The sequence below is a fragment of the Microbacterium sp. BG28 genome (assembly GCF_034044005.1).
Classification (GTDB): domain Bacteria; phylum Actinomycetota; class Actinomycetes; order Actinomycetales; family Microbacteriaceae; genus Microbacterium.
This window is the reverse complement of record NZ_JAXCHA010000002.1, coordinates 15,916-29,203: the sequence shown is the minus strand read 5'-3', so window position 1 is coordinate 29,203 and position 13,288 is coordinate 15,916. Positions and strand designations below refer to the sequence as shown.

At 70.5% G+C, this 13,288-nt stretch carries 13 protein-coding genes; 6 read left to right on the top strand and 7 right to left on the bottom strand.

From position 1 onward, the window contains the following. Positions 1–135: 135 nt before the first annotated feature. Complete coding sequence (locus SK224_RS05790) at positions 136–684, top strand: hypothetical protein (RefSeq protein ID WP_320433828.1); 549 nt, start codon at positions 136–138, stop codon at positions 682–684. Here the strand turns inward: SK224_RS05790 and SK224_RS05785 are convergent. Continuing rightward, positions 671–1,999: a M20/M25/M40 family metallo-hydrolase gene (locus SK224_RS05785; protein WP_320433827.1), complete on the bottom strand. Its 1,329-nt coding sequence runs from the start codon at positions 1,997–1,999 to the stop codon at positions 671–673. The two genes, SK224_RS05790 and SK224_RS05785, sit on opposite strands and share 14 nt — an antisense overlap. Positions 2,000–2,040: 41 nt before the next feature. Here SK224_RS05785 and SK224_RS05780 point away from each other — a divergent pair, with 41 nt between their 5' ends. Further along, the gene (locus SK224_RS05780; protein ID WP_320433826.1) at positions 2,041–3,039 is read left to right on the top strand and encodes a Gfo/Idh/MocA family oxidoreductase; all 999 of its coding nucleotides are present in this window, start codon (positions 2,041–2,043) and stop codon (positions 3,037–3,039) included. A 1-nt stretch (position 3,040) separates the two neighbouring features. Next, positions 3,041–3,904 (top strand): NYN domain-containing protein, encoded by an 864-nt coding sequence (locus SK224_RS05775; protein WP_320433825.1) that lies wholly within the window; start codon positions 3,041–3,043, stop codon positions 3,902–3,904. A 21-nt stretch (positions 3,905–3,925) separates the two neighbouring features. On the opposite strand, the gene SK224_RS05770 is transcribed toward SK224_RS05775, so the two are convergent. The 3 genes from SK224_RS05770 to SK224_RS05760 form a co-directional block, all read right to left on the bottom strand. After that, entirely contained in the window at positions 3,926–4,315 is a 390-nt protein-coding gene (locus tag SK224_RS05770) for a hypothetical protein (protein ID WP_320433824.1), read from the bottom strand. 76 nt (positions 4,316–4,391) lie between these two features. Beyond that, positions 4,392–5,165, bottom strand: a complete 774-nt coding sequence (locus tag SK224_RS05765) for an LLM class flavin-dependent oxidoreductase (protein ID WP_320433823.1) — start codon at positions 5,163–5,165, stop codon at positions 4,392–4,394. 72 nt (positions 5,166–5,237) lie between these two features. Next, positions 5,238–7,778, bottom strand: coding sequence for an ATP-dependent Clp protease ATP-binding subunit (locus tag SK224_RS05760; RefSeq protein WP_320433822.1), 2,541 nt, complete (start codon positions 7,776–7,778; stop codon positions 5,238–5,240). 129 nt (positions 7,779–7,907) lie between these two features. On the opposite strand from SK224_RS05760, the gene SK224_RS05755 reads away from it, so the two are divergent. Further along, on the top strand, positions 7,908–8,639 hold the full coding sequence (locus tag SK224_RS05755) for an EI24 domain-containing protein (protein ID WP_320433821.1): 732 nt from the start codon (positions 7,908–7,910) through the stop codon (positions 8,637–8,639). Between the two features lie 79 nt (positions 8,640–8,718). Further along, a complete protein-coding gene (locus SK224_RS05750) occupies positions 8,719–8,877 on the top strand; it encodes a hypothetical protein (RefSeq protein ID WP_161594070.1) in 159 nt (52 codons plus the stop codon). A gap of 6 nt (positions 8,878–8,883) precedes the next feature. Here the strand turns inward: SK224_RS05750 and SK224_RS05745 are convergent, their stop codons facing one another. After that, entirely contained in the window at positions 8,884–9,348 is a 465-nt protein-coding gene (locus SK224_RS05745) for a DUF3817 domain-containing protein (RefSeq protein WP_320433820.1), read from the bottom strand. A 66-nt stretch (positions 9,349–9,414) separates the two neighbouring features. Further along, entirely contained in the window at positions 9,415–9,876 is a 462-nt protein-coding gene (locus SK224_RS05740) for a helix-turn-helix domain-containing protein (protein WP_320433819.1), read from the bottom strand. Positions 9,877–9,925: 49 nt separating this feature from the next. Here SK224_RS05740 and SK224_RS05735 point away from each other — a divergent pair, with 49 nt between their 5' ends. Next, a complete protein-coding gene (locus tag SK224_RS05735) occupies positions 9,926–11,035 on the top strand; it encodes a class I SAM-dependent methyltransferase (protein WP_320433818.1) in 1,110 nt (369 codons plus the stop codon). 165 nt (positions 11,036–11,200) lie between these two features. Here the strand turns inward: SK224_RS05735 and acs are convergent, their stop codons facing one another. After that, positions 11,201–13,195, bottom strand: a complete 1,995-nt coding sequence (acs, locus tag SK224_RS05730; RefSeq protein ID WP_320433817.1) for an acetate--CoA ligase — start codon at positions 13,193–13,195, stop codon at positions 11,201–11,203. Positions 13,196–13,288 lie beyond the last annotated feature (93 nt).

The following is a 13,288-nucleotide window of genomic DNA, read 5'->3' as shown; positions in this document are numbered from 1 at the left end:
GCACGGTCACACGCCCGTTGCCATTATGCACGCCATGCCCGCAGCAGCCCGCTTCCTGCGGCCATGTGACAGTCACATCGGAGACATCCGACAACTCACCGGTGCAGGCTGAGACGCACGGTCTACTGTGGATGTATGGCGGATTTCCTCGGACGTCTTCCCCTGAGCAACAGGGAGCGCCGAGACGAGTCCGCCGTGAGCGGCGACCGACGCGCGGCCATCGCGGATGCGCTCGATGAGGCGGCACGTCTGCTCGCCGAATCCGCGTCCGACGATGCGGAGCACTGTGCCAGGGCACGCCGGTTCCTCGAGGAAGCCGGCCTCGGCACAGGGGCAGCGGGAGGAAACCCCGACGAGCTCCGGGCTCTCGCGGTCGCCGTCCGGCAGGGGCGCAAGCGCAGCATCCGCATGCTCACGCGCGTCGTCCGGGCGCTTCTGGTGCTCGGCGACGCGCTCGATGTCACCCCGCGCGTCGATGCGGGGGCGTCGGGTGCCGTCGCGCTGTACGCCGCGACGACCGCACCGTTCGATCGACGCGCCGCACTGCGCGGCCACACCGTGCGCGCGAGCGACGAGGAGTGGGAGTTCGGTCGCGGACCCGTGATCACAGACACCGGCCGCGCCATCCTGCGGTTCGTTCTGGCGCTCGACGATGCGGCGCCGCGCCCACTCAGCTCCCGGTGATGAGGTCCCGGTAGAAGCCGATCCCCCGCAGCCACACCTCGACGCGGATGCGCTCGTTGTGCGCGTGCAAGGCCTCCCGCTCGGCGCGGGTGAGGTGGAAGGGCGTGAAGCGGTACACGTCGTCACAGATGCCGGTGAACCAGCGGCTGTCGCTCGCGCCCAACTGGATGTAGGGCGTCGCCACGATCTCGCTGCCCAGCGACGATCCGATCGCGCGCGCGATGCGGCGCCACGGCTCACCGCGCCACGGGGAGATGGGCGAGGGTTCGCTCGCCGCGCGCACCTCGATCTCGATCGCCTCGTCGGCGATGACGCGGCGGATCCGCGCGACGGCGGAGGCGGCCGTATCACCGGTGAGCAGGCGCACGTTGAGCGCCGCCCGCGCCGTCGCGGCCAGCACGTTCTCCCCCGGCGCCCCCTGGAGCTCGGTCGCCACCGCGGTCGTGCGCACCAGGGCGTTCGTCTCGGGGCCCAGCCGCGCCAGCACACCCGCGATCAGCGGCCCCGTGAAGGCGAGGGAGCGCAAGGCTGTGCCGAGAGGCTTCGGCGCGTGCGGTGCGAGCGTGCGGAGCATCGCGCGCACCGGCGGGACGAGCCGCACCGGGAACGGATGCCGGGCAAGCCGGTCGACGGCACGTGCCAGCCGCGCCGTGGCCGGACGCGCCGGCGGCGTGGATGCGTGGCCGCCCTGCTCGCGCGCCGTGAGCCAGACCGTCATCGTGCCGCGCTCGGCGACGCCGATCATCGCCGTCGGAAGCGCGATCCCCGGAAGCACCCCGTCGACGACGGCGCCGCCCTCGTCGACCACGAGAGCAGGGCGCACACCGCGGGCGCGCAGCGTCTCGGCGATCGCGCGCGCACCGTCGCCGGCCGTTTCCTCGTTGTGCCCGAAGGCGAGGTACACGTCGTTCTCCGGAACGACCTCGCGCATCAGCAGTTCTTCGACGGCCTCCAAGATGGCAACGAGCGCGCCCTTGTCGTCGATCGCTCCCCGCGCGTAGACCGCCTGATCGGCGCCGTCCCCGACGAGCTCGGCGCCGAACGGGTCGCGATCCCAGTCCTCCTCGACCACGGGCACGACGTCCTGGTGCGCCATGAGCACGAGCGGGCGCTCCGATGTGCGCCCGGGCCACCGGAAGAGAAGCGCATGACCGGCGATGAGCTCCCGCTCCAGCCGTGCGTGCACAAGGGGGTACAGGCGCGCGAGCGCAGCGTGGAACTCGTCGAACGCCGCCGTGTCCACCCGCGACTCGTCCGCGTAGGAGACCGTCGCGATCCTGAGGAGTTCGCGCAGTCTGTCCAGTGCCGTCGCCACGAGCCGAGCCTAGTGCGGCACCGCTTGGGTACGGTGGTCGCATGACCACTGTCTCGAGTTCTCGCCTGCGTTGGGGCATCCTCGCCACGGGCAACATCGCCCACACGTTCACGAGCGACCTACGCACCGCGGGCCTCGACGTCCGCGCGGTCGGCTCGCGTTCGCTCGAAAGCGCCCAGCGCTTCGCGACGCAGTTCGACATCCCGCACGCACACGGCGACTACGCGTCGCTGCTCGCGGACGACGACGTCGACATCGTCTACATCGCGACCCCGCATCCGGCCCACGCCGAGAACGCGCTCGAAGCCCTCGCGGCGGGTAAGCACGTCCTCGTCGAGAAGCCGTTCACGCTCACCGGCGACGAGGCCGAGCGCGTGCGCGTCGCGGCGGAGGGGGCGGGACTCCTGGCGATGGAGGCGATGTGGACCCGGTACCTGCCGCACATGATGCGGATCCAGGAGATCCTCGCCGACGGCGCGCTGGGCGAGGTGCGCGCCGTGACCGCGGATCACGTCCAGTCGTTGTCGGCTGATCCGTCGCATCGGCTCAACGCGCTCGAGCTGGGCGGCGGCGCGCTGCTCGATCTGGGCATCTACCCGCTGTCGTTCGCCTGGGACGTTCTCGGCGCACCGGTCTCCCTCACCGCGAGCGGGCGACTCGGCGAGACGGGTGCCGACATCGATGTCGCGACCCTCGCCACGTACGCGAGCGGCGCGCTGGCCACGACGGTGTCCTCCTCACGCGGGGTGGGCCCCAACCGCGCGGCCATCATCGGCAGCGATGCGCGGATCGAGATCGATCCCACCTGGTACAACGCGACCGGCTTCACCCTGACGAACGGCTCGCGCGACGTGCTCGAAACCTTCCGGTGCCCCGATGCCGGTCGCGGCATGCAGTATCAGGCGCTCGCGGCCGAGCGGATCATCGCGGAGGGGCGCAGGGACAGCGATCGCCTCCCCCTCGCCGAGACGATCGCGATCATGCGACAGCTCGACGACATCCGCGCGCAGATCGGCGTGCGCTACCCGAGCGAGGGCTGACGTGGCGGATCTGTCGACGAGCCGCGTGGCCGTCTACCTCGACTTCGACAACATCGTCATGAGCTGGTACGACCGCGTGCACGGCCGCAACGCCTACTCACGCGACCGGTCGCGCATCGCCGAGCAGCCGCACGATCCCGAGATCACGGAGAAGCTGGCGCGCGCGACGGTCGATGTGGGCGCGATCATCGACTACGCCGCATCCTTCGGCACGCTTGTGCTGACGCGGGCCTACGCCGACTGGTCGTCGCCGGTCAACGCCGAGTACCGGTCGCAGCTGGTAGCGCGGGCGGTCGACCTGGTGCAGCTGTTCCCCGCCGCCGCCTACGCCAAGAACGGCGCCGACATCCGCCTGGCGGTCGACACCGTGGAGGACATGTTCCGTCTGCCGGATCTGACGCACGTCGTCATCGTCGCGGGTGACTCCGACTACGTGCCCCTGGCGCAGCGATGCAAGCGCCTCGGGCGCTTCGTCGTGGGTGTGGGGGTGGCCGGCTCCACAGCCAAGTCGCTCGCGGCCGCCTGCGACCGCTTCGATGCCTACGACTCGCTGCCCGGTGTGCAGGTGCCCGAACCCTCGAAGAAGGATGCGGCCTCGAACGCTCCGCGCTCGCGCAAGCGGTCCGTGGATCCCGCGGCCGATCTGCTCGAGCGTGCGCTGCGCCTGGAGAACGACAAGGACCCCTCGCAGTGGCAGCATGCGTCCGCAGTGAAGAGCCTGATCACGCGCCTCGACTCCTCGTTCAGCGAGAAGGCGCTGGGGCACCGCAGCTTCACCGAGTTCGTCGCGGCGCACCCCGACATCGCCGAGATGGATGAGACCGACAACATCGTGCGGATGCGGCTCGTCGAAGCCAAGCGCTGACGGGCCGCATCCGGCCCGCGCTCAATCGCGCGGGGTGCGCGTGCTCCACAGCGCCCAGGCGACGAGCGCCGGCTGGAAGAAGAGACGGACCAGCCGCTTGACGTCGGTGTCGAGACCGAAGCCGTCGCGGCGGTGGGTGAACTGGGCCCAGTTGCCGGGGAGGACCGCGACGAAGAACGCCGCCAGCAGGGCACCCATACGTCGGCGCTGCGACGGCAGGACCACCAGCGCCGTACCGAGGGCGATCTCCGCAGCGCCGGAGACGAGCACGACCGCATCCTCGTCGAGGGGCGTGGCATCCACGACCCAGTCGGGCACCTGCGCGCGGAACTCTTTGCGCGCCCAGAACAGATGGCTGACACCGGCGAACACCATGGCGGCGCCCAGCGCCCAGCGTGCGAAAGTCCTCATGGTCTGATTTCACCTCGCCTCGAGCCGCCTGTCGAGCCCCACACGGTCGGTTCGCTTGCACGCTCGGGCACCGTGCTCATGAGGCGTCCGCGTCGATGAACGCCGCCGCGTGCCGGATGACGTCGAGATAGTGTCCCGGGTCGTCCCGTTCGACGATCACCCGGAGAACGACCTCGTCGACCGCGGCGCGGTACGCCGTCACGCGCGGTGTGTCTTCGAGGGAGGTGATCACCGTGTCGCGCGCGCCGAACCCGAGTCGCGCGAAGTTGGCGGCGTACGCGGGGTAGCCGGCGTACGCGTCGGCCTCGGCGAGCAGCCGCGGCGACGCCGCCGCATCGAGCGCCGTTCTCACATAGAGGATGGTGCGGGTATCCGGCTCACGCTGCGCGGCCGCCGCATCGGGTGTCAGCCAGTTCAGCAGCTGACCGTCGGCGATCGATGTCGCAAGCCGCCGCATCCGCGGCCCGAGGGCACCCACCACGACCTGCGCCCCGGGCACGCCCGCGCGCAGCGCCTCGATCCCCCGCTCCACGAGCGCCAGCTGATGCGTGCGCGCGGAGCCCGAACCGATGCCCACGGTGAGCCTGTCGATCGGAAGCTCCGCGGCTTGCAGCGCGGAGACGAGCGAATCCGGCTCACGCCGATCCAGTGGCACCACCCCGGTGGCCAGCGCGATCCGATCGGTGACCCTCGCCGCGGCGGCGAGCGCTGCCACCGCGTCGCCGCCCGGAGTGTCGTTCACCCAGAGCGTCGCAAAGCCGGCCTGCTCTGCAGCGGGAGCCAGTCGAGCGATGAGATCGGGGCCGAGGGCCCCTGCCAGTCCGAGGGAGAGCCGCGCGGGAAGCACCATCCCTCCAGCCTGCCCCGCGCATACGACGACCGCCACCCCTTGCACATCGCAGGGGGTGGCGGTCTGGTCGAATCAGGCGGCGACGGCGCTGCGGGTCAGGGCAACGGCGACCGGCCGACCGTCGACGACGTCGATGCGCACGGCGCCCTGATCAGTCAGTTCTCCGGAGACGAGCAGGTCGGCGATGCGGTCATCGATCTCCCGCTGGATGAGCCGGCGCAGCGGGCGCGCTCCGTACTCGGGCTCGTACCCGTGCTCCGCCAGCCAGTCCACGACGGCGTCGGTCGCCTCGAACGAGATCTCGCGCCGCGCCAGGCGGGATGCGCTCTGCTCGAGCAGGAGCGACACGATGCTGCGCAGCTGCGCCTTCTCGAGCTTGCGGAACAGCACGATCTCGTCGATGCGGTTCAAGAATTCGGGACGCATCGCCTCACGGAGCTTGCCCATGACGCGCGCACGCAGCTCGCCCTCGTCGCCGAAACCGGTGGCCCCGCCGCCGTCGGCGATGAACCCGATCGCACCGGAGCGGGATGCGAGGAACTCGCTGCCGATGTTCGAGGTCATGATGACGACGGTGTTGCGGAAGTCGACCGTGCGGCCCTGACCGTCGGTCAGGCGTCCGTCGTCGAGCACCTGGAGCAACAGGTTGAACACGTCGGGGTGCGCCTTCTCGATCTCGTCGAACAGCACCACGGAGTACGGCGCGCGACGTACCCGCTCGGTCAGCTGCCCCGCCTCGTCGTATCCGACATATCCGGGAGGGGCCCCCACGAGACGCGAGACGGTGTGACGCTCGCCGAACTCGCTCATGTCGAAGCGGATCACGGCGTTCTCGTCCTCGAAGAGGGAGGATGCCAGGGTCTTCGCGAGTTCGGTCTTACCGACGCCGGTGGGGCCGAGGAAAAGGAACGACCCCACGGGTCTCCGGCTGTCGCCCATGCCGGTGCGGTTGCGCCGGACAGCCGTCGCGACGGCGGTGACCGCCGCATCCTGACCGATCACCCGGGCGTGCAGCTCGGACTCGAGTCCCGCCAGGCGTCCGCGCTCGGTCTCGGTCAGACGCGACACCGGGATGCCCGTGCTGCGACTGATGACGGCGGCGATGTGCTCGGCGTCCACGACCTGCTCGCCGCGCACGGCGTCGCGACGGCTCGCCTCATCGATGCGGCGTTGCACGTCGGCGATCTCGTCGCGCAGACGCATCGCATCCTCGTAGCGCTCGGCCGCGACCGCTGCGTTCTTGTCCGCCTCGAGCGTGGCCAGCTGCGCCATGAGCTGGGACACGTCGACCGCGACGCCCAGGCGCAGGCGGAGCCGCGCTCCGGCCTGGTCGATGAGGTCGATGGCCTTGTCCGGCAGGACGCGGTCGCTCAAGTAGCGATCGCTGAGCTCGACAGCGGCACGCAGCGCGTCATCGGTGTAGGTGATGGCGTGGTGCTGCTCGTAGGCGGCGCGGAGCCCGTGCAGGATCCGCACCGCATCCTCGACCGAGGGCTCCCCCACCTTCACCGGCTGGAATCGGCGCTCCAGCGCCGGGTCCTTCTCGATGGTGCGATACTCGGCGAGCGTGGTCGCGCCCACGAGGTGCAGGTCGCCACGAGCGAGGCGCGGCTTGAGGATGTTGCCGGCATCCATGGCGCCGTCGCTGCCGGCGCCCGCGCCGACGACCGTGTGCACCTCGTCGATGAAGACGATGAGCTCGCCCTTGCGTTCGGCGATCTCGGTCATCGTCGCGGTCAGGCGCTCTTCGAAGTCGCCGCGGTAGCGGGCGCCCGCGAGCATCGCGGGCAGATCCAAGGAGACGACGCGGCTGCCGCGCAGTTGCTCAGGCACCTCGCCGGCAACGATCGCCTGGGCGAGCCCTTCGACGATCGCCGTCTTTCCGACACCGGCCTCGCCGATGAGCACGGGGTTGTTCTTCGTACGACGGCTCAGGATCTCGATGGTCTGCTCGATCTCGTCCGCTCGGCCGATCACCGGGTCGAGCTCCCCCGCCTCGGCGAGGGAGGTGAGGTCGCGTCCGTAGCGCTCCAGCATGGTGGCGGGCTCGGATGCGGCCGCCTGCTCCGGGGCGCGCTCGCCACCGGTGACGGTCTCGCGCACGCTCTGCGTGAGCGCCTCCGCCGTCACGCCGGCACGTGCGAGGATCTGACCCGCAGGCGTGTCCTGCGCCAGCACCAGCGCGAAGAAGAGGTGCTCCGGGTCGATGTAGGTCGAGCCGGAGGAACGCGCGACCTGGAACGCATGGAAGAGGGCGCGCTGTACGGAGCTCGTCACCACCGCGCTGTCGACGTCGGCGACGTCGGCACTGGCGGGCAGACGCTGCTCCGACTCGCGGACGATGCTCTCGGGGTCGACACCGAGTCGGGCGATCGCATCGCGAACCTGGTCGACGCGCACGATCTCGCGGAGCACGTGCAACGCATCCAGCTCGTGCTGTCCGCGCGTGAGAGCGAAGCGACCTGCGTCCTGCAGCGTCTCCTGCGTGCGCGCGCTGAGGTAGCGCGACAGATCGATCGACCGCGCCGCGCGTCCGCGCTCCCCTGCGAGGTAGCGCGAGAGGAAGTCATCGAAGGCGTCGCGGCCCTCATCGGGGGTGAAATCTTCAGGCATCTGTTCTCCTGATCGGGTTCGGGGTGCCGCTCTGCAAAACGGAGTTGAGCGTCGACACATCAACTTCAACACGACAGAGGCGATGATATTCCCACTACGCTCGACCCAGCACGGCGGTGAGGAGAACGAGTGAACGAGGTGCTCCACGGCGCACGCCTGCTTCTCGGCGGATTCGGGTGGTTCACGCGACGCCCGAGCCTGATGCTCCTCGGCCTCCTGCCCGCACTCGTCGTGAGTGCGGGCCTTTCGGTGGCCCTCGTCGCGCTCGCGACAGTCCTGGGCCCGCTCACGGACGCCGTGACGCCGTTCGCCGACCACTGGCCGGCGGTCTGGGCCATCGCGTTGCGCGTCGCGCTGGGCGTCGCGGTCTTCGCCGGCGCACTCCTGCTGGCCGCGACGACCTTCACCGCGCTGACCCTGATCGTCGGGGAACCGTTCTACGACCGGATCTGGCGCAGCGTCGAGCTCGCCGATTCGGGCGCCGTGCCCGGACATGATCCCGGCTGGCGGGCGGCCTTGGCCGACGCGATCGGCCTCATCGTGCGCGGCGCGCTCGCAGCCGCGCTCGCGTTCGCACTGGGCTTCATCCCGCTGATCGGCGGCGTGGTCGGCACGGTGACCGGCGTTCTGCTGTCGGGCTGGATCCTCGCGGATGAGCTCTCGGGCCGCGCGCTGACGGCGCGCGGCATCGATCGCCGCGCTCGGCGCCGCCTGCTGCGCGCAGCCCGTGGCCGCGCGCTCGGCTTCGGCATCATGACGCAGTTGTGCTTCCTCGTCCCGCTCGGAGCGGTGTTCACGATGCCCGCGGCCGTCGTGGGCGCGACCCGCCTCGCAGCGAGCGTGCGCCCGAGCGCGGAGTAGCCCCGCTCAGGGATGCCGAGGCGGTCGGTCCGAACGCAGGCGACCCGGTACTCTGGAGGAAGTCTTCCGAAGGAGTGCCATGTACATCGTGTCCCTGCTGCTGTTCCTGCTCGGGATGTTCGCGTTCGGCATCTCGTTCTCGGTGCCCGGTTTTCAGGCCGTCATCTTCGTCGCCGGCATCCTGCTGATCTCGGCCGCGATGGCGCTGCCGATCCACGTGCGGGCCCGCGCGAAGTAAGTCCGCTCAGGCCCGACCGCCGGGAGGGCCGATCACGAGCAGCACGGTGAACGCCACCGCCACGGCGGCGGCGATCACGACGGCCGACAGAACCGGCCGACGCAGCACGGAGCGCAGCACACGGTCGTGCCATGCCGCATCCCGAGGGTCGGAGCCGGCCTGCAGCCGCCATGCACCCCGCAGCCGACCGGTGCGCGACAGCCAGAGCTCGACGGGCAGCGTCGCGTAGGGCACGATCGCGCTGACCAACGCCAGAGCAGTCACTGCTCCGCCCCATCGCTGGTTCTTGGCCACGAGGATCACCGTCGCGCCGTACGACAGGAAGATGAACCCGTGGATGCCACCGCCGATCGTCACGGCGGGCGCGAAACCTGTCACGGCCCGCACGATGAGACCACCGATGAGCAGGGTCCACGAGACCATCTCGGCGATGGCAAGGGTGCGGAACAGGGCGTAGGGCGTGCGGAACACGGGAGACTCCGGGGTTCGATCGACGCGCTCGGGTCGGCGCTCTCCCGCAGCCTAGACCGAAAATCTTCAGTCTTGCTGAAGGATCTCTCCGAACGGCTGCTCGTGCAGTCCCTGCAGCGCGGAGGAGAGAGCGGGAACGCCCGCACCGAACACCTCGTCGAGCGCGGCAAGACGTGCATCCGCCTCGGCAAGAGCCGCCGCGCCCTTCGTCGTCACCCGCAGATCGGATGCGGCACCCGCGTGCGCGGTGGCGTCCTCGACCAACCCCTCGCCGGCGAGCGTCTTGACGGCGGTGTGCGCCGTCTGAACCGTGATCTGAGAGCGGCGGGCGAGCTCGGAGAACGAGATGCCCGGGGTCGCCTGCAGGTGAGCGAGGAGACCGTATTTGCGGGTCGTGAGACCGAGGTCCTTCAGCACCGCATTCAGACGCGCATCCCAGACTGCGGACACCGTCAGAAGCGCGATGACCGGGCTGAACGGCGGGCGCTGCCCTGCGGGCTGCGGTGCCCCGTGCGTCTTGTCGGCCATCTGACCATCGTATCCGTCGGCACTCCGCGGCGGCCGGTAGCGTGAAGGGATGGAGTTCCGGTTCGACGCGCTGCGACGCTGGCCAGACGTCGAGTCGCCCGACCTCGTCGCGGTCGATGCCGCCGACCGACTCCTGCTCGACGAGTCCGCCGCCTGGCGCACCGCGATGAGCGCGGATGACATCGCGGTCATCGGCGACGAATACGGCGCGCTCGCGTTGGGCGCGGCAGCCGCCTCTGCCGGCGTCGTACGGGTGCATCAGGACGCCCTCACCGGCGAGCAGGCCCTCGCGGCCAACGCGAACCGCCTGGGCCTCACGGACCGCTACCGCCCGATGGAGCTGTCGGGCGCGCTCGTGGCGGGCGCCCGACTGGTCCTGCTCCGACTCCCCCGCTCCCTCGACGCGTTGGAGGATGCCGCCGCCCTGATCGCCGCGCACGCAGCACCGGACGTCGTCGTGTTCGCCGGCGGACGCATCAAGCACATGTCGACGGCGATGAACGACGTCCTCCGCCGCTTCTTCGGCACGCTCGACATCACGCACGCTCGCCAGAAGTCCCGCGTGTTGGTCGCCCGTGGCCCTCGCCACGGACACGACCCCGAGCCGCGACGTGCGGTCCACGACGGCATCACCGTCTGCGCGTACGGAGGCGCGTTCGCGGGAACGGCGATCGACATCGGCACCCGGTTCCTGCTGGCGAACCTTCCTGCGCGCCTTCCCGAGGGCAGTCCCCTCGTCGACCTCGCATGCGGGACGGGCGTCGTCGCCGCATTCCTCGCGCTGCGGCATCCCGACCGCGCTGTCTACGCCTCCGACCGCTCCGCCGCCGCGGTCGCATCGGCACGGGCGACGGCCGAGGCGAACGGCGTGTCCGACCGCATCCGCGTCGTGCGGGACGACCGGCTCACCGCGCTCCCGGACGCCGGCGTGCCCTTCATCGCCCTGAACCCGCCGTTCCACTCCGGCGCCGCGGTCACGACAGACCTCGCCGCGCCCCTGTTCGAGGATGCGGCGCGTGCCCTCCGCTCAGGCGGCGAGCTGTGGACGGTGTGGAACTCGGCCCTGCGCTACCGCCCGGCCCTCCAGCGTCTCGTCGGCCCGACGCGGCAGGTCGCCCGCAACGCGAAGTTCACCGTCACGGTCTCCACTCGCCGCTGAGACCGCGGCTCCCGCGGCCCCCGGCCTTCTTCGGCCGCCGCCCCGGCTCCCCTGTCCCAGATCGAGCCTTCGGCGTCGATCTGCGACAGGCGAGCAATCGCCCTCTCGGCTCCCCTGTCATAGATCGCAGCGCGAGCGTCGATCTATGACAGGGGAGCGAAGCCGTCAGCGGCCGAGGGCCTCGCGGACGATCTCCGCGATCCGCGGCGGCACGGTCTCGTCCTGCAGCGAGGTCGTATCACCCAGCGGCCGACCGTCGACGAGGTCCACGAGCAGGCGGCGCATGATCTTGCCGCTGCGCGTCTTCGGGAGATCGGGCACCGTGAAGACGTACGTCGGCTGCGCCACGGGGCCGATCGCGGTTCGCACGTGCTGACGGAGCGCCGCCGCATCCTCCGCGTTCGTGACGAAGGCGGCGATGGCCTGACCGGTGACGTCGTCGGCGACGCCCACGACCGCAGCCTCCCCCACGGCGGGATGCGCGACGAGCGCGGACTCGATCTCGATCGTCGACAGCCGGTGACCCGAGACGTTGATCACGTCGTCCACGCGGCCCAGTACCCAGAGGTCGCCGTCCGCGTCGAGCTTCGCGCCGTCGCCCGCGAGGAAGTACCCGTGCGCGGCGAAACGCTTCCAGTACGAGTCCCGGTATCGCTCGGGGTCGCCCCAAACGGTACGCGACATCCCCGGCCAGGTACCGTCCACGACGAGCAGGCCGCCGCCGCCGGGGCCCACATCGGCACCTTCGGCATCGACGACACGGACGCGCAGCCCCGGGAGCGCCGTGAGCGCCGACCCGGGCTTGAGCGTGGAGACGCCCGGAAGCGGCGCTGCGATCGCTCCGCCGGTCTCGGACTGCCACCACGTGTCCACGACGGGCGTCTCTCCTCGACCGAGGTGGCGATGGAACCAGATCCACGCCTCGGGGTTGATCGCCTCGCCCACCGTACCCAGCAGCCGCAGCGAGGAGAGCTCATAGCGGGCCGGCGGACCGTCGGCGAACCTGCTCATGAGCGATCGGATGAGGGTGGGCGCCGTGTAGTACGTCGTCACCGCATAACGTTCGAGGATCTGGAAGTGCCGCTCCCAGTCCGGGGTGTGGGGAGTGCCCTCGTAGAGGACGCTCGTGACGCCGTTGAGCAGGGGCCCGTACGTCTCGTAGCTGTGCGCGGTGACCCAGGCGAGGTCGGCGGTGCACCAGTAGACGTCGGTCTCGGGCTTGGCGTCGAAGACCGCCCAGAATGTCCACGCCACATGCGTCAGCCAGCCGCCGGTCGTATGTACCAGACCCTTGGGCTTGCCGGTGGTTCCGCTCGTGTAGATGATGAACAGCGGCGTCTCCGCATCGAAGAACTCCGGCTCGTGCGTGTCCGGCGCGGCGTCGACGGTCTCGTGCCACCAGAGATCGCGCCCCTCAGTCCAGGCGACCTCGTCGCCCGTGCGGCGGATGACGAGCACGTGCTCGATCGAGGCGACGCCGGCGACCGCCGCATCCGCCTGCTGCTTGACGGGCACGGCGGTACCGCGACGGAACTGGCCATCGGTGGTGACGAGGAGCTTCGCACCGGTGTCCTCGACGCGGAAGCGCACGGCCTCCGCGGAGAACCCGCCGAACACGAGCGAGTGGATCGCACCGATCCGCGCCACCGCGAGCTGGATGATCACCGTCTCCACCAGCACCGGGAGATACACGACGACCCGGTCACCCTTGCCGATCCCCATCGCGGTCAGCGCATTCGCGGCCTTCGCCACCTCGCGCTGCAGTTCGGCGTACGTGATCGTGCGCCTGTCACCGGGCTCACCCTCGAAGTGGAAGGCGACCCGGTCGCCGTGCCCGGCGGCCACGTGCCGGTCCACCGCGTTGACCGAGGCGTTCAGGCGGCCGCCGACGAACCACTCCGCGGTGGGGATGCTCTCGCCGTCCGTGGGTTCCCAGCGGTGAGCGGTGCGCCACGGCACCGCCCAGTCGAGGATCTCGGAACGGTGCGCCCAGAAGGTCTCGGGGTCCCGATCCGCGCGCTCGATCCACTCCCGACGGATCCACTCCTCGGTCACGTTCGCGCGCTCCGCGAAGTCGACTGGCGGCGCGAAGGTGCGGCGCTCCTCGAGCAGGCTGCGGATGGTGTCGTCGTGCGCGGATGCAGTGGTGGGCGTGCTCATGCGTCTTCCGGGTCGGTGGAGATCCCAGCATTCCGCGCTCCGCGCGACCGGCAAATTCGGGTGACGCTTCGTGACGTGACGCGACGCGCCAGA